This is a genomic window from Priestia sp. YIM B13551 (genome assembly GCF_042787905.1).
GTDB lineage: Bacteria > Bacillota > Bacilli > Bacillales > Bacillaceae_H > Priestia.
The window spans coordinates 188574-204502 of sequence record NZ_JBHZOX010000005.1 but is presented as its reverse complement, the minus strand read 5'-3'; the positions used below and the strand labels follow the sequence as shown (position 1 = coordinate 204502).

Sequence of the window (15929 nt, the reverse complement as noted above, 5' to 3'; positions counted from 1 at the left end):
TATAAAAATACCTTTTTATTCAAAAAACGCTATTTATTGCGCTTTTTGTATCTTTATCAGTAGCTGGAGAATGATTTGCACTTATTTTTTTGTGTCGAATGATCTAATAAAAAAAGAGGACAAGTAAAAAAGTCCTCTTTTTAGTAACGTTGTAACACATTTTATAATTTTTCTTATTCATTTCTGTATGCAAGAAGCTCTTGTAGTTCTTTATTAGAAAGTTCTGTTACCCATTGATCTCCTTGGATGAGTTCATTGTTTAGATGTTGTTTTTGATTCATCACTTCATCAATTTTTTCTTCAATCGTTCCTCTTGTAATAAACTTATGAACATGAACAAATTTATTCTGCCCAATTCGATGGGCGCGATCGGTTGCTTGGTTTTCAACGGCAGGGTTCCACCATCGGTCAAAATGAATAACGTGATTTGCAGCTGTTAAATTCAATCCAGTTCCACCTGCGCGAAGAGAAAGGATAAAGATGGCTTTTTTCCTTGCTTGAAATTGAGCAACCATCGCATCTCGTTGTTCTTTTGACAAACTTCCGTGAAGGAATAAAACCGGCTCGTTGATTTCTTTTTCTAAGGTTCTTTGCAGCATGAGTCCTGTTTCAATATACTGAGTAAAGATTAAACAGCTTTCTTGCTGTGTGCGAATGCTCTCTACGAGTTCAATAATTTTTTCACTTTTATGAGATCGCCGTACCGTTTGTTTAGCTGCACTTTCCTTTAAGTACAAAGCTGGATGATTGCATAATAATTTTAGCTTATTTAGTGTTTGCAAAATCATGCCTTTTCGTTCAAATCCTGTTTTTTCCTCTGTTTCTTGAAGCATTCCTTGAACTAGCTCTTGGTAAAGTGAAGCTTGTTCCGCTGTCAGCGGGATATATTCTTTTTGTTCTTGTTTATCAGGCAGTGAGCGGGCGATGTTTTTATCTTGTTTTGTTCTTCTCAATAAGAAAGGCTGAATGAGTGCTTTAAGCTCAACAGTTCGTTCAGGTTTCTCGCCTTTTTCAATGCCTGCTACAAATCGGTTTTTAAATGAATTGATTGTTCCTAAGTAACCAGGATTGATGAATTCAAATAATGACCATAGTTCCAGCAGACGGTTTTCAATTGGAGTTCCAGTAAGCGCAATTTTGTGTCTTCCTTGCAGCTGACGGATGGCTCTCGCCTGTTTAGTCTGCGGGTTTTTAACATGTTGTGCTTCGTCTAAGGAAATGCTGTTCCACATAAACCCTTTCAACAATTCGACATCCAAAAGAGCAACTTGATAAGTCGTGATCACAACGTCAGTACTTTCACATATCTTCTCAAATGCGTATCCGTTGGTTCTTTTCGGCCCGTAATGAACATGAACACGAAGAGAAGGGGCAAATTTCTGTAATTCTTTTTCCCAGTTTCCAATTAAAGAAGTTGGGCAAACGATAAGAGAAGGAGAGCTATGTAACTGATGAATATTTGTTAAATAACCAATTAATTGAATGGTTTTACCTAGCCCCATGTCATCTGCTAGACATCCTCCTAAGTTAAACTTTCTCAAAAACATGAGCCAATTCAAACCTTGCTGCTGATAAGGTCTTAATGCACCTTTAAATTCAGAGGGAGGCAGCACTTCCGGCAGCCGTTCTAAATCCGTTAAGGATGTAATAAATGATTGAAAGGAAGCGGGGAGTTGGAACTCAACTTTTACCTCTTCTTCATCGGTTTTACTGTCTGCCATGTAGGTTAGCTTCGTTTTTAAAATTTCATGAATTGAGACGCCTTTTTTACTAGCTTCTTTAACAATTTTCTGCGCTTGTTTAATTAATCTAGAATCCAGTTGAATCCACTGTCCGTTAATAGATAATAATCGGCGTTTTTGTTCGACTAATTTCCGAAACTCTTCTTCTGAGAAAGTTTGATCGCCAATAGAAAATGACCAGCGGAAGCTGCTGATAGCTTGCTTACCAAACAATGCAGATGAAGTATTTTCTATAGCGCCAGATACTTTGATGGTGGCTTTTTTTAATGATTCCCACCAGCTTGGCAAATGGATAGAGACACCTTGTTTAATCAATGCTGGACTATCTTGAGTTAGAAATTCCCATACTTCCTCATCTGTTAGGACAGACTGAATAAACGCGCCTTTTTGGTATAAAGTAGGAGCCAATGCTTTCCATCGTTCGTGTTCGTAAGCGATATATGATTCGTAGTGGTTCCACTCTTTAGGAAGCGTTCTTCCCAGTATAAAAGGTTCTTTGGCTTCATCGTGGGGAATCACGAATGTTTCAGCCATCCATACATCTCCATCGGTCGTTGGCTCTACAATACGCAATGAAAGGTCAAAGGGAGGATTATAGCTCTCGCCTTCTATGCTTATTAAAAAGTCCTTTCCTTCTTTTTTTAACAGGCTCTCTTTAATTTGTGCTCGCCACTCTTGCTCATCAGCTTGTGAAAGCGATCCAGTCATTTGTTTTTTTAAAGGAAGAGAATGAAATTTCCCTTGGATAATCCTCTTTGTCATATCGACTGCAATTTGCTGATAAGCTTCCGCTGAAGCGGACAAAGCCGGTTTCAACACATGCTGTTGAATAGGTAGTTGTATGAAAGTGAACATTTGCCATGCAGAAAGAAGAATTCCTTTTTTTCCATTAATCTCAACCTGTGTAGCTTCGCTTCCGTAATAGGTCTGTTCATGCCATAGAAACAGCGCATCTTTCCATGTATCAGGGAGCAAAATTTGGCCGCTAGGTGATACACAGTAGAGAAAAAAGTCACCGTGTACAGGTTCGACTTCAAGTGTTAAATGAAACAAATCAAACATTCAGTAAATCTCCTTTTTCTAATAGTTGTTGAAACGCGCGCTGTTTCTTCGTTTTTATCGCTAATTCTTCCATATAATGTTCCCATAGTAGAGAGCGATTCATTTGTAGATAAAGTCTCTTTAATTCTTGTAAGTAGATATAGGCTTCTTGATAACTGCTTTTCTTTTTTTCATAAATCAGCTTTGAAATCATTTGATGATAAAGAGGAATAACCAGCTTTTCATCTTTTTGTTTTAAGGCTTCTATCGTTTGCTCGTCATATTTGATGCTGTCATATTGAAGAAGCACCTGTAATTCAACCCACTTTTTCAATTGGTCAGAAGCATATAGAAAATCACTGTATTCAATAAAACTATAGGGAAGTAATGTTTGTAATGCTTCAGTATACAAAGTTTGATCGTTCGTTAAGTCTTTATAGTGCTGAAATAAATTTACAATCATGGAGACCATGTTTCGGCTTCCTTGATAAGTAGTCGGAACGGTGCGTACGTAATCTCCTATATAGGCCATTATATAAGAGCCCCACTGAGCAAAGCGGTCAGTTTCTTTTTCGTGCAATAAATCATTTAACCAAGGAATAAGATAGGGAATCATTTGTAGTGTTTCATCGCTCAAACGTTCTTTTGCTTCGCCATCTTTTTCTTGAAGGAATAAAAGATAGGAAAGAGCTGTATTGTTTATAAAAGAAACGTGCTTGGCTTTTAATTCGCTTTCCTCAGTTTTTCGCCACTTTTCTAACGTGAAGACTTTTTGCCAAATAACGCGATAAATCTCAATACGTTCGTATTGTAAAGGCATATCTTTATGCAATAATTCTCGGATGTATGGAATGCTGTCCTCTATAATAGATAATGCATCTCCATCGTATTTCGTTTGCTTTAATGAATCAGCGGTAGCATAAATTTCATTTGTTATTTTGTAGACGTGACTATATACAAATGATTCCTCGATGTTAGTAGAAAGCTGATGTGCCTGTAATTGAGCTGATAGTTTATAGAATGTATGGACCGCTCCATACATACAAAATAAAGCATAAAGCAATGGGTGCTCAGGAGCCTTTTTCACTAAAGCACGGTAATAGTACTGATAATATTCGTGATAAATGGAACGGTCATTTTCGTTCCGCCCCTGCATAAAAAGCGTATACTGCTCCTCAAAAGTTTGTCTCCACTCTTGAAAAGTTGCCTTCGGCTTTTTTAACACTTGTTTGGCAGATAGCATAGTCAAAGCTGCTTTTTCATGATTTCGCCATTCTTTGAATAGGGGCGCAAGCGGTTCTATTAATGAATACATATAAAAAAACGCTGCAAAGCAGTGTTCACAAAATCCGTTATGCTGACAAGAACAGGTACTTTCAGGGAGCAGCTGCTTGTTTAGTTCAACATAAAACGAATCGATTTTAACGTTTAATATCTGTTCATCATTGTGCAAAATGAAGAATGAATGGGTACGGTAAAGGTCTAATCCTGCTTGGGCATTCGTACGATAGCGTGCATCACTGTACGGGAAATGATGTATAAATTGGTGCTGTAAGTGATCTGAAAACGAACTCATAATCCCATTCCTTTCTATACATAAGTGGAGCATAAAATTATATTTATAAGTGATTAATTTTCTTTTCATTATAAATGATAAAAATAGAATTATACAAAATCTTTTGTTATGATAAAGCAGAATCCAACATGACTCTTTATAAAAAGAAATGGACTCAACATGACTTTGTGTACATACTCAATCGCAGACTTACTATACTATAACCAATAAGCACGATTGACATTGACAGGAGGAAAAGTAAGTGAAAATTCGTAAAGCTATTATTCCAGCAGCTGGATTAGGGACACGCTTTTTGCCGGCTACAAAAGCACAGCCTAAAGAAATGCTGCCAATTGTAGATAAACCAACGATTCAATACATTGTGGAAGAAGCAGTAGCATCAGGTATTGAAGATATTTTAATTGTAAGCGGTCGCGGAAAACGAGCAATCGAAGATCATTTTGATAAATCATATGAGTTAGAAGAAACATTAGCCGCAAAGGAAAAGTGGGACATGCTCGAAGAAGTGCAGGGGATTTCGAATTTGGCTAATGTTCACTACATTCGTCAAAAGGAACCCAAAGGATTAGGTCATGCCATTCACTGTGCAAGAAGTTTTATCGGAGATGAACCTTTTGCTGTTATGCTAGGCGATGATGTAGTTCAATCAGAAACACCTTGTTTGAAACAGTTAATGGACGTATACGAAAAATATGAATGCGCTGTAGTTGGTGTACAGGAGGTGCCTAGGAAAGAAACTTCAAAGTACGGAATTGTAGGTCCTAAAGGAGAGCCTCTTGAAAAAGGATTATTAGACGTAGAAACGCTCGTTGAAAAACCGAATCCAGAAGAGGCCCCTTCAGGCTATGCAATTATGGGGCGCTATATTTTAACACCGGAAATTTTTGATATTTTAAGTAGAGAAGAGATTGGCGCAGGAGGAGAAATTCAATTAACAGATGCTATTTTACGTCTGAATGAATTTCAACGTGTTCTTGCTTATTATTTCGAAGGAAAACGTTATGATGTTGGAGATAAATTTGGATTCATTAAAGCAACAATTGATTTAGCTCTGCAAAGAGAACCGCTGCGAGAAGAGTTAGTGAGCTATTTTAGAGAAATTGTCGAAAAAGAAGGGCATATGTAAAATATATTTACTAGGGGAACTATTGGGAATCAAGGAGATTTTCAATAGTTCTTTTGGGTTAGAGCTCGTTGTACAAAAGATGGTTATATCGTTTATTGATGAATTCTCATAAAATGTTACATAATAATAAGTAAAAGAAATTATTTCATGTTTTTATATAAATGCTATCATGAAATGACATTTTTCGATATAATATCAGATAGGTTTTATTTATTAAGCATGTCATATAAAGGAGATTTTCTGCAATGACAAAGAAATTGTGTGTAGTTGGTTTAGGATATATAGGTTTACCGACAGCTGTTATGTTTGCCAATCACGGCTTATATGTACATGGTGTCGACGTAAATGAAAAAGCAGTAGAATTAATTAAAAATAAGCAACTTCATATAGAAGAAAACGGCTTACAAGAACGTTTAGAATCAGCAGTTGACAACGGACACTTCACGGTAGGCACAACAGCTGAAGAGGCGGATATTTTTATTATTGCTGTACCATCACCAATTAATGAAGATAAAACGGCAAACTTGAACTATGTTCGAGAAGCCACAAAATCGATTGTTCCTTACGTTCGTAAAGGAAATTTAGTAATTTTAGAATCCACAGTTCCTCCGCGTACAGTAGAAGACGTTATGCTACCTGTGCTAAAAGAAACTGGTTTAGAATTAGGCAGTGAGTTATTTGTTTCTCATTCACCTGAACGCGTTATTCCAGGAAAGGTATTTGAGGAACTAGTAAATAATGACCGTATTGTCGGTGGTATTAACGAAGAGTCTAGTCGTTTGACTGTTGAGCTTTATAAAACATTTGTAAAAGGAAATATTCACGTAACGGATGCTACAACAGCTGAAATGGTGAAAGTAATCGAAAACACATATCGTGATGTGAACATTGCGTTTGCAAATGAGCTGGCAAAAATCAGTGAAAAAATTGGTGTAAATGCGTGGGAAGCGATTAAGTTAGCGAACTATCATCCACGTGTAAACATTCATTTACCAGGTCCTGGTGTAGGCGGCCACTGTATTGCTGTTGACCCTTGGTTCTTAACGGAGCTTCAGCCAGAACTGGCAAAAATTATTTCTCTTTCTCGTCATACAAATGATTCAATGCCTGAATATACAGCATTGAAAACGAAAAGCCTACTAGATGAAAAGGGCATTCAACATGGACGTGTAGCTGTTTTAGGTTTAGCTTTTAAAGGAAATATTGACGATATGCGTGAAAGTCCATCAACAGATGTACTTCATCATTTAGAAAAGCTGGGCGTTGATTACACAGCATTTGATCCTCATATCAAAGAGAATAAAATCGAACGTCAGACGCAAAGTTTGGATGAAGCTGTTGCACATGCGGATGTGATTCTTATTTTAACAGATCATAATGAGTTCAAAGAGCTTCTTCCATCAGCTGTTGAAAATCACATGCGTACAAAAGTTATTTTTGATACGAAAAACTGCATTCAGCGTGATCAATGGAAAGCAGCAGGCTTTGACGTAGTGTTACTTGGTGATTCAAAAGTTTCTACTTTATAAAAAGACGGGCTGAACAGCCTGTCTTTCGTTTGTAAAAAACTAAAAAATCAACATACGGGTGATTTAATGAAGGAAAACATCTTAGGAATAGACGTTTGTAGCGACACGTACGATGAGCTAGCGGTAAAGTTACTTCAGGATATAGATAAAGGCCAAAAATCATTTATTGTAGCAATCAACCCTGAAAAAATTATGAAAGCACAAGAAGACAGGGAATTAAAGTCACTATTAAATCAAGCGACTTATCAAATTCCAGATGGAATCGGTGTGATTTTAGCTTCAAAGCTCAAAAAGGGACGTATTCGTGAGCGTGTAACGGGTATTGATATGATGCTGAAGCTGTGTAAAGAAGCAACGAATAACGGTAAAAGAATTTTTTTATACGGAGCCAAGCCTGGAATTGCAGATGAAGCCAAAGCTAAGTTGGAAGAGATGTTTCCAGGGATTTTAATTGTTGGAACATTAAATGGCTACGAAAAAAATGAAGAAGTCATTGAACGTACGATTAATGATTCAGGAGCAGAAATTGTTTTTGTGGCTTTAGGCAGTCCAGCCCAAGAAAATTGGATTATTGCTCATAAAGAGAAACTCAATCCTTCTGTTTATCAAGGCGTAGGGGGCTCGTTCGATGTTATTTCAGGACGATTGAACCGAGCACCTGCTGTTTTTCAAAAGTTTGGTTTAGAGTGGCTTTATCGACTGTTAAAAGAACCATGGAGATGGAAGCGTCAGTTAGAATTACCTAGGTTTCTTCTCCGAGTGTTAAGAGGTTAAAAAAGCATGCGGATTATGTCCGCATGCTTTTTATTTTTAGATATCTTCTTTCTTGTTTTGTTGCTTGATTTCATCCGTTAGTTCGTGCAAGCTTTGTCGCACATTTCCTTTTCCAGAAAAGTTTTCAATCAATTCCTTCACATCTATACCTGAGGATGCTTTCAGCGATTCTTGAAGAGAAGACATTAAGTTTGTTGCATAGCCAGTCACTTTATTAGCTCCGCTGTTTTCACCGTTGCTTCCTGTATCCACAACCGTAATTTTGTCGATATTTGCTAAAGGACTTGCAACTTGTTTTGCATATTCAGGAAGCATCTTGATAATCATATCTAAAATAGCCGCTTGACCGAACTGCTCGAATGCTTCAGCTACTTTTTGTTTAGCTTCTGCTTCAGCTAAACCTTTTAAGCGGATAATCTCAGCTTCAGATTCACCTTGGGCACGCTGAGCTTCAGCTTTTGCTAAACCATCAATTCGAACGCGTTCAGCTTCAGCTTTAGCCATTGCTTCAATTCGATATTTGTTGGCGTCTGCTTCAGCAAGCTGTTTTGCTTTTTCAGCTTCTGCGGATTGCTCAACAGAGTAACGATCTGCATCTGCTTTCTTTTTTACTTCAGAATCGTATTGACGCTCACGACGAAGAATTTCTTTTTCTTCTAATTCAATTTGTTTCTGACGTTCAATAATGCGGATTTGCATTTCTTGTTCTGTTACATCTTGTTTCGCGCGAGCTGTTTCTAGATCATATGCCTGGTCAGCACGAGCTTTGGCAATATCTTGTTCGCGACGATATTCAGCGGTTTTTAACTGATTCATTTTTTCAGCTTCCGCGATTTCTGTATTTCGCTCAAGCTCCGCTTTTTGGGCATCTTTATGAGCCTCAGCACGCTTGATTCTTGTTTCTTTTTCAGCTTCCGCTGTTGCGATGTCAGCATCTCGCTTAACTTGAGCAATACGAGGTTTCCCTAGAGATTCTAGATAGCCGTTCTTATCCCGAACGTCTTTAATTGTAAACGATACAATAATTAACCCCATTTTAGCTAGATCTTGTGAAGCTACGCGCTGTACTTCTTGAGAGAATTTTTCACGGTTTTTGTAAATTTCTTCTACCGTCATAGAACCAAGAATCGAGCGAAGGTGACCTTCTAAGACTTCTCTAGCTTCGGTTTCACGATCTTCTTTTGCTTTGCCTAAAAACTGCTCAGCGGCCGTTGCAATTTCTGAAATAGAACCTCCAATTTTGATGATTGATACCCCATCAGCCATAACAGGAACACCTTGTTCTGTATATACTTCAGGTGTAGATACTTCCAGTTTGCTTGACAGCAAGCTCAGAGGCTCAGCCTGCTGAAAAACTGGCAGCACAAACGTACCGCCGCCGCGAACAATTTTAATGCGGTTTCCGGATTCATCGATGTGCACGTTTTTGTTTCCCAGATAGCTTCCTGTTACAATTAACGCTTCATCTGGACCTGCTGTACGGTATTTTGTAATAAATACGGCAATCAGCGCAATTAATAAAAAAACAACAATTCCAACGACAACTAATATAGGTGTTGAAAACATAAAACTCCCCCTAATACTATTTATAATGAGTGATTGGTCATAACTTCTTCATAAATCACAACGAGTGCGTTGCCCCTTTGTATATCTACAACAAGCACTTTGCTGCCTAAAGGTATAGCAGTGTTTTTAAAGCTGGCTGCGGGTTTGGAGATAGTGCCGCTAACACCTTCGATAAATACTTCTCCATAACCATCTGCAGGAACGGAAGTAATAATGGTACCAAGTCTTCCTTTTAACGAATCTTCAGTAAAAGCAAGAGACTCTTCAGCCGATGATAAAGGAATCAATACAAAAACGTTGAGCAAAATAACGAGTAGAAGGGCAATAAGAGCGGAAATCGAAATAATCCAATAATTTTGCAATGACGTATAGGTGAACAAATATCCACTGGCACTAAAGAATGTTAAAAAAGAAAAAAGAAGAGTGGGGTTAAAAAAAGGTATCGCTTCAGATAATCCATCTAACAAATCGCTAAATAAAATGTATAAGAAGGTGAGACTTCCGCAGATAATTAATCCATACAAATACACTGTTTGAACAGATAGACCGAACATAGTTCATTCAACACCCCCTTTATGTAAGATGATTGATGCTGTTCCTACTATGTATTACGAACCGTATCGAAAAAAGTTTCATTTTTTTGATAAAATTCCTTTTTTTGTTTAATTTCATCTCTATCCATTTCACTATATTTTAACTTTTAAATGATATAAGATAAGGACAACGATTCAGTGAATGTGGTTTGAAATAGTGGACATGCATAGGTCAAAAGTTTGTTCATATAATGAGTGGGGCCATGTGAAATAAAAATAAAGGTTTAAATATGCTTAATAAAAAGGAAAAAGAGTTAGAGATGACGAATAAATTAGACGAAAAGGGGGGAGTTCGCTTATATTTTCATAAAGTATAGTAAAGAAAATGTTCTACATAAAATAACCACACAAGAATAAAGTAAATCAGCTGTTTATACACCAAAAAATACAGTTCTTTTCTATTGATAGTTTGTAAATGTGCTAATTTTTGAGAATAAATTTCTATTTAAGTAGTAGAATCATTGTGATATAATCCATTTTGGGAATAAGTAAGTAATTATTGTTATACACAATTTGAAATACTATCCAATTATATAAAGTTGGATACATTTTTTATGGTTTTGGTTAACATAAACCTGAGGAGGGTCTCCATGCTATATTTGACCTTGTTTATTTGTTTTATTACATCTATTCTGATCACTCCGCTGGTTAAGAAGCTGGCGTTTAAAATAGGTGCAACGGATAAACCAAATCAACGAAAAGTTCATCAAAAAATTATGCCTCGCCTTGGAGGTTTGGCGATATTTTTTAGTTTTCTTATTGGATACCTCGTTTTACAGCCTGACAGTAAATATGCGCTGCCGATTTTAATCGGAAGCATCATTATCATCATTACCGGTGTCTTAGATGATATGATTGAGCTATCCGCTAAAATCAAATTAGGCGGTCAGCTAGTAGCGACATTAATTGTTGTTGTATACGGTGGAGTCCAAATTGACTTCATTAACTTGCCGTTTGGCGGAAAATTAGAATTCGGAATGTTAAGTATTCCAATTACGGTATTATGGATTGTAGGAATTACCAATGCTATTAATTTAATTGATGGATTGGATGGATTAGCTGCCGGCGTTTCCTCTATTGTATTGATTACCATCTCGGGTATGGCTATTATGATGGGCAATGTATTTGTGACAAGCATGGGTTTCATCGTATTGGGAAGTACGCTCGGATTTTTGTTTTACAACTTTCACCCCGCTAAGATTTTTATGGGCGATACAGGAGCACTGTTTTTAGGCTATATGATTTCTGTATTGTCTCTGTTAGGATTTAAAAATGTAGCGGTTATTTCCTTCATTGTTCCAGTTATTATTTTAGGGGTACCAATTTCAGATACGTTCTTTGCTATTATTCGCCGAATCGTAAAAAATCAACCGCTATCGGCTCCTGATAAATCTCATTTGCATCATTGCTTGTTGCGCTTAGGGTACAGCCATAGACAAACGGTTTTAATTATTTATGGAATGAGTGCGATATTTGGTTTAGCGGCAGTTATCTTCTCAAAGGTACAAACAATGTGGGGGTCTTTTCTTGTACTAGCTATCCTCCTTGTAGCCATTGAAATTATTGTTGAAAAGATAGGACTAGTTGATAAGACATATAGGCCAATTCTTAACATGGTTCGTGGACTTCGTTTAAAAAATTAATTAAAAAGACCTCTTGGATATCCAAGAGGTCTTTTTAATTATTCTGTTGTATCTGAAGTTGATTCAATGCCTAAATGCTTGCGGAGCTTTTCACTTACTTTTTCCACTGAATCATTGTCTAGTTTAAAGTAGTACACGCCGTTAATTTTTTCATCGCTACCGTCTAAGTTAATGGTTTCGATGTCTACTTTTTTCGAAGCATAATCATAAAACGAAAGCATTTCACCGAACATTAAATTCGTTTTCATATTATCGCCAACAGCTTCGATAAGATTTCCATATTTATTTAGTGATCCAATGGAAGCAGCTTTTTTAATCATGGCTTCAATCAACTGCTGTTGTCTTTTTCCTCGCTCAATATCGTTGTCTTGTTTTCGTGTTCGAGCAACAGCTAACGCTTCTTCGCCATTTAAATGTTGATTTCCTGGTTTTAAGACAATAGCATTATGACGATCTTTTGAGTCCTTTTCACTCATCGCATAAGGTACATCAAAATCGATTCCCCCAAGTGAGTCTACAATGTCTGTGAAAGCTTTAAAATTCACTTTAACATAGTAATCAACAGGGACATTAAACAGCTGTTCTACCGTTTCTACAGTTGCTTTTGGACCTCCGTAAGCATGTGCATGAGTAATTTTATCTTTTCTGTTCACTTCAGGTATATAAACCCGCGAATCTCGAGGTATGCTTACAAGCTTTACGGTTTTATTGGTTTCGTTAAAGGTCGCCAAAATTAAAGCATCCGTACGGGCTGATTTTCCGAATTTCCTGGTTTCACTATCATCTACGCCCATAAATAAAATGGATATATCATCTTTTTTGGGATCGATTTTACGATCACGCATAGGAGAATTATCGCGATCTCCAAGTCCTTCATAAGAATCAGAAGCTACTGTTTTAGCTTTAACAAATAAATAAGAGCCATAAGCGGTTGCAGAAAGCCCTAAAATAAGGATAGGTAACAGAAAAAATGTAAAAAGCCTTCGTTTTCTTTTCCGTTTGTTTACTCTTTTTTGAAAACGTCTATATTGAGCCATACGGTTTCTCCTTTTATTCGTATATTCGAACACTTATTGTGACACTTAGTATGTGTTATAAATTGGAATGTATGAATCAAACTCGTCAAAGCTATGCATCTGTACGAGGTTTTTTACTCATTGACAAGTAGCGCAACCATCAGAATAGTTGCGCTATTTATCAATTGTACAATGTTTTTTAATAAGAGTAAATAATTCATTCTACATCTTCTTCTAAATAGGTCGTCTCACCTGCTCGAATGTTTGCTTGGCCGTTTGTTAGCTCGGTCATCCATTCAGTAAATGCTTCTGTTTGAGCTTCCTCTACAAATGTTTCAATCTCTACCATATCTGCGTAGTGGATTTCTTTTAATAGATAAACGGAACTGCGAAGCTCATTTTCTAATTTTCCAAGCCATGTATAGTCGACGGTTGTATGCATAACCGCCATGAGAGTTCGTTTGACTGTACCTAGTTCATTTAACGCTTCGGAAACGGATTTTCCATACGCGCGCACCAAGCCACCTGCGCCCAATTTAATGCCTCCGAAATAGCGCGTAACGACGACCACGGTATCTTTTAAGCCTCTTTTTTTGAGCACTTCTAACATTGGTACGCCTGCTGTTCCACTTGGTTCTCCATCATCGTTTGCTTTTTGAAATTGATCTCGTTCTCCAATTAGGTAAGCTGAACAGTTATGAGTAGCATTCCAGTGCTGTTTTTTAATGTCTTGGATAAATTGCTGAGCTTCTTCCTCAGTTGTTACACGTTTCATATGACAAATGAATCTAGATTTTTGAATAGTGATTTCATGTGAACCTTCTTGTTTTACGGTATAATATTGTGATAACAATCAAAAAATCCTCCTTAGCGTTATAAATAGAAGAAAAACGGGTATTTACGTACTGTTTACTTGCTATTAGTATAAAATGTTTATGAAAAGACATCAATTAATCAAATTCAACATCACTTGAACAAGCTATACAGAATATACGTTATAATAAAAGAGTGTGCAGGCTTGTATAGCTAAATAATGAAATGGTTTAAACAGGCAGTTAGTCACTGTTGAAGAGTGAGCGTAAATGGTAATCTATTCAAATAACGCGAGTCAAGCGTCGATTGATGTCGAGTTTGAGGGTACTAAAAACAACCGTTACTTTTTGGATATAAAAAGTCAGATAGGGAGAAAATATGGATCTTATCCTCACAATTCAGATAGGTCATACGAATACTATATATAGCATGAACGTATAGACATTTCTCCGAATGTGAGTATAGTTTGGGGTGAGTAAATGTCGAAACATAAATTAACAAGCAAGGCACTTGATGAAATTTTCGAGAAGATTATTGGCACAGTGGGAGATAGTAAAAATGAAGTCTATCGCCTTTCTGAAGATGCCAGACAAGAATATCAGCAAATAAAAGAAGAGTTAGAAGTGTTAAAAGGGAAAGTTCTTGAGACGATAGAGCAAGGCGATAAATTGGAAACTCAGGCAAGGTTGGCTCGAAAGCGTTTGTCTGATGTGAGCCGACATTTTCAAATTTATTCAGAGCCTGAAGTAAAAGACGCTTATGAAAAAGCACACGAATTACAAACCAAGCTGCTGATGAATCAGCAAAGCGAATATCAGCTGCGTAATCGTCGAGATGAACTAGAAAGACGCTTGCTTACATTAGAAGAAACGATTAAACGTGCAGATCACCTAGTAGGTCAAATTTCCGTTGTGTTAAATTATTTAACAAGTGATTTAAAACAAGTAGGGGAAATAGTAGAAGATGCCATTCAAAAAGAGTATTTTGGCTTTCGGATTATTGAAGCTCAGGAAGAGGAACGGAAACGTTTGTCAAGAGAGATTCATGACGGCCCAGCTCAAATGCTTGCAAATGTTATGATGAGATCAGAATTAATTGACCGAATTTACCGGGAACGTAGTGCAAAAGAAGCAATGGAAGAAATTCGAGATTTACGAAAAATGGTTCGTTCTGCCCTATACGAAGTGCGTCGAATTATATATGATTTAAGACCGATGGCACTTGACGACTTAGGTCTAATTCCGACGCTGCGTAAATATCTTGATACAATCGAAGATTATAACGAAGGCAAGCCTCGGATTACGTTTATTTCCATTGGACAAGAGAAGCGAACTGCTTCAAAATTAGAAGTAGCACTGTTTCGTTTAGTGCAAGAAGCTGTAACGAACGCATTAAAACATGCAGACGCGACGGAAATCCAAGTGAAGATAGAGTTCAACAATGAACACGCTATTTTGCTTGTCAAAGATGACGGCTGCGGTTTTAATCAAGAAGAGAAAAAAGAGAATTCGTTCGGCTTAATAGGAATGAAAGAGCGTGTTGATTTGTTAGATGGGACTATTTCTGTTCATTCGAAAATTAACCAAGGCACGCTTGTTATGATTAAAGTACCGATTATAGCCGCTTAAAAAGGCAGAGATATGTATATAAATAGGGGTCAATATAGAGTAAAACATTTGTTGTTCGATTTGGGGAGGAATCAAACATGCAGACAAGAATTATCATAATCGACGATCACCAATTATTCCGTGAAGGAGTAAAAAGAATTTTAGATTTCGAAAAAGATTTTGAAGTAGTTGCAGAAGGTGACGACGGTAGCGAAGTTATTGACCTTGTAGAAGAACATCAACCTGATGTTGTAATCATGGATATTAACATGCCGGCTGTAAATGGTGTAGAAGCTACGAAAAAGCTTGTAGAAGTAAATCCGGACGCTAAAGTTATTATTTTATCTATCCATGATGATGAGACATATGTAACTCATGCCTTACAAACAGGTGCACGAGGCTATCTGCTAAAAGAAATGGATGCGGATGCGTTAATTGAGGCGGTGAAAGTAGTTGCAGAAGGTGGTTCATATTTACACCCTAAGGTAACGCATAGTTTAGTAAAAGAGTACCGTCGACTAGCAGCTCAAGGACAATCGTCTTCTTATCCGCACGAACCAATTGAGATTCGCCGTCCACTACATTTGTTAACACGTCGTGAGTGCGAAGTGCTACAACTGTTAGCTGATGGTAAAAGTAACCGAGGAATCGGAGAAGCATTATATATTAGTGAAAAAACCGTTAAAAACCATGTGAGTAATATTTTGCAAAAAATGAATGTAAATGATCGTACTCAAGCTGTTGTTGTGGCAATCAAAAACGGTTGGGTAGAAGTAAGATAAGTTCAAAAGTCCGATATACCACTAGGCATATCGGACTTTTTTTTTCTTTTTATAACTTTTTTTGAAATTGTAGGTAAAAAGTCATGTTTAATGAGAGAGGAAAACAACCGATAAGTTAAGG

12 protein-coding genes are annotated in these 15929 nt (G+C 37.1%); 6 read left to right on the top strand and 6 right to left on the bottom strand.

What is annotated here, in order from left to right; translation table 11 throughout:
- Positions 1 to 173 precede the first annotated feature (173 nt).
- Both ACFX4N_RS22710 and ACFX4N_RS22705 read right to left on the bottom strand, forming a co-directional pair.
- Entirely contained in the window at positions 174 to 2804 is a 2631-nt protein-coding gene (locus tag ACFX4N_RS22710; RefSeq protein ID WP_057275286.1) for a DEAD/DEAH box helicase, read from the bottom strand.
- Complete coding sequence (locus tag ACFX4N_RS22705; protein WP_029319376.1) at positions 2797 to 4359, bottom strand: hypothetical protein; 1563 nt, start codon at positions 4357 to 4359, stop codon at positions 2797 to 2799. The genes ACFX4N_RS22710 and ACFX4N_RS22705 overlap by 8 nt, the downstream gene beginning before the upstream one ends.
- 241 nt (positions 4360 to 4600) lie before the next feature.
- Between ACFX4N_RS22705 and galU the strand changes: the two genes are divergently transcribed.
- The 3 genes from galU (at position 4601) to ACFX4N_RS22690 (ending at position 7788) form a co-directional block, all read left to right on the top strand.
- The gene (gene galU / locus ACFX4N_RS22700) at positions 4601 to 5485 is read left to right on the top strand and encodes a UTP--glucose-1-phosphate uridylyltransferase GalU (RefSeq protein WP_029319374.1); all 885 of its coding nucleotides are present in this window, start codon (positions 4601 to 4603) and stop codon (positions 5483 to 5485) included.
- A gap of 245 nt (positions 5486 to 5730) precedes the next feature.
- Entirely contained in the window at positions 5731 to 7014 is a 1284-nt protein-coding gene (locus ACFX4N_RS22695) for a nucleotide sugar dehydrogenase (protein ID WP_013059780.1), read from the top strand.
- Positions 7015 to 7080: 66 nt separating this feature from the next.
- Positions 7081 to 7788 (top strand): WecB/TagA/CpsF family glycosyltransferase, encoded by a 708-nt coding sequence (locus ACFX4N_RS22690; protein WP_163081369.1) that lies wholly within the window; start codon positions 7081 to 7083, stop codon positions 7786 to 7788.
- Between the two features lie 36 nt (positions 7789 to 7824).
- Here the strand turns inward: ACFX4N_RS22690 and ACFX4N_RS22685 are convergent, their stop codons facing one another.
- Positions 7825 to 9354 (bottom strand): flotillin lipid rafts scaffold protein FloT, encoded by a 1530-nt coding sequence (locus tag ACFX4N_RS22685; protein ID WP_013059778.1) that lies wholly within the window; start codon positions 9352 to 9354, stop codon positions 7825 to 7827.
- Between the two features lie 20 nt (positions 9355 to 9374).
- Complete coding sequence (locus ACFX4N_RS22680) at positions 9375 to 9908, bottom strand: NfeD family membrane protein (protein WP_013059777.1); 534 nt, start codon at positions 9906 to 9908, stop codon at positions 9375 to 9377.
- Positions 9909 to 10537: 629 nt separating this feature from the next.
- On the opposite strand from ACFX4N_RS22680, the gene ACFX4N_RS22675 reads away from it, so the two are divergent.
- Positions 10538 to 11590: a glycosyltransferase family 4 protein gene (locus ACFX4N_RS22675; RefSeq protein WP_013059776.1), complete on the top strand. Its 1053-nt coding sequence runs from the start codon at positions 10538 to 10540 to the stop codon at positions 11588 to 11590.
- Between the two features lie 38 nt (positions 11591 to 11628).
- Here ACFX4N_RS22675 and ACFX4N_RS22670 read toward each other — a convergent pair whose 3' ends face one another.
- Both ACFX4N_RS22670 and ACFX4N_RS22665 read right to left on the bottom strand, forming a co-directional pair.
- Positions 11629 to 12627 carry an LCP family protein gene (locus tag ACFX4N_RS22670; protein WP_013059775.1) on the bottom strand — a complete coding sequence of 333 codons (999 nt, stop codon included), beginning with the start codon at positions 12625 to 12627 and terminating at the stop codon, positions 11629 to 11631.
- A 196-nt stretch (positions 12628 to 12823) separates the two neighbouring features.
- Positions 12824 to 13459 carry a YigZ family protein gene (locus ACFX4N_RS22665; RefSeq protein WP_029319369.1) on the bottom strand — a complete coding sequence of 212 codons (636 nt, stop codon included), beginning with the start codon at positions 13457 to 13459 and terminating at the stop codon, positions 12824 to 12826.
- Between the two features lie 439 nt (positions 13460 to 13898).
- On the opposite strand from ACFX4N_RS22665, the gene ACFX4N_RS22660 reads away from it, so the two are divergent.
- Both ACFX4N_RS22660 and ACFX4N_RS22655 read left to right on the top strand, forming a co-directional pair.
- The gene (locus tag ACFX4N_RS22660) at positions 13899 to 15047 is read left to right on the top strand and encodes a sensor histidine kinase (RefSeq protein WP_013059773.1); all 1149 of its coding nucleotides are present in this window, start codon (positions 13899 to 13901) and stop codon (positions 15045 to 15047) included.
- 77 nt (positions 15048 to 15124) lie between these two features.
- Positions 15125 to 15808, top strand: a complete 684-nt coding sequence (locus ACFX4N_RS22655) for a response regulator (RefSeq protein WP_013059772.1) — start codon at positions 15125 to 15127, stop codon at positions 15806 to 15808.
- The last annotated feature ends 121 nt before the right edge of the window (positions 15809 to 15929 follow it).

What these genes read in the sequence shown, in the direction of transcription:
- ACFX4N_RS22710 (WP_057275286.1), bottom strand. Translation starts at nt 2,804, where the DNA reads ATGTTTGATTTGTTTCATTTAACACTTGAAGTCGAACCTGTACACGGT.
- ACFX4N_RS22705 (WP_029319376.1), bottom strand. Translation starts at nt 4,359, where the DNA reads ATGAGTTCGTTTTCAGATCACTTACAGCACCAATTTATACATCATTTC.
- ACFX4N_RS22695 (WP_013059780.1), top strand. Translation starts at nt 5,731, where the DNA reads ATGACAAAGAAATTGTGTGTAGTTGGTTTAGGATATATAGGTTTACCG.
- ACFX4N_RS22690 (WP_163081369.1), top strand. Translation starts at nt 7,081, where the DNA reads ATGAAGGAAAACATCTTAGGAATAGACGTTTGTAGCGACACGTACGAT.
- ACFX4N_RS22685 (WP_013059778.1), bottom strand. Translation starts at nt 9,354, where the DNA reads ATGTTTTCAACACCTATATTAGTTGTCGTTGGAATTGTTGTTTTTTTA.
- ACFX4N_RS22680 (WP_013059777.1), bottom strand. Translation starts at nt 9,908, where the DNA reads ATGTTCGGTCTATCTGTTCAAACAGTGTATTTGTATGGATTAATTATC.
- ACFX4N_RS22675 (WP_013059776.1), top strand. Translation starts at nt 10,538, where the DNA reads ATGCTATATTTGACCTTGTTTATTTGTTTTATTACATCTATTCTGATC.
- ACFX4N_RS22670 (WP_013059775.1), bottom strand. Translation starts at nt 12,627, where the DNA reads ATGGCTCAATATAGACGTTTTCAAAAAAGAGTAAACAAACGGAAAAGA.
- ACFX4N_RS22660 (WP_013059773.1), top strand. Translation starts at nt 13,899, where the DNA reads ATGTCGAAACATAAATTAACAAGCAAGGCACTTGATGAAATTTTCGAG.
- ACFX4N_RS22655 (WP_013059772.1), top strand. Translation starts at nt 15,125, where the DNA reads ATGCAGACAAGAATTATCATAATCGACGATCACCAATTATTCCGTGAA.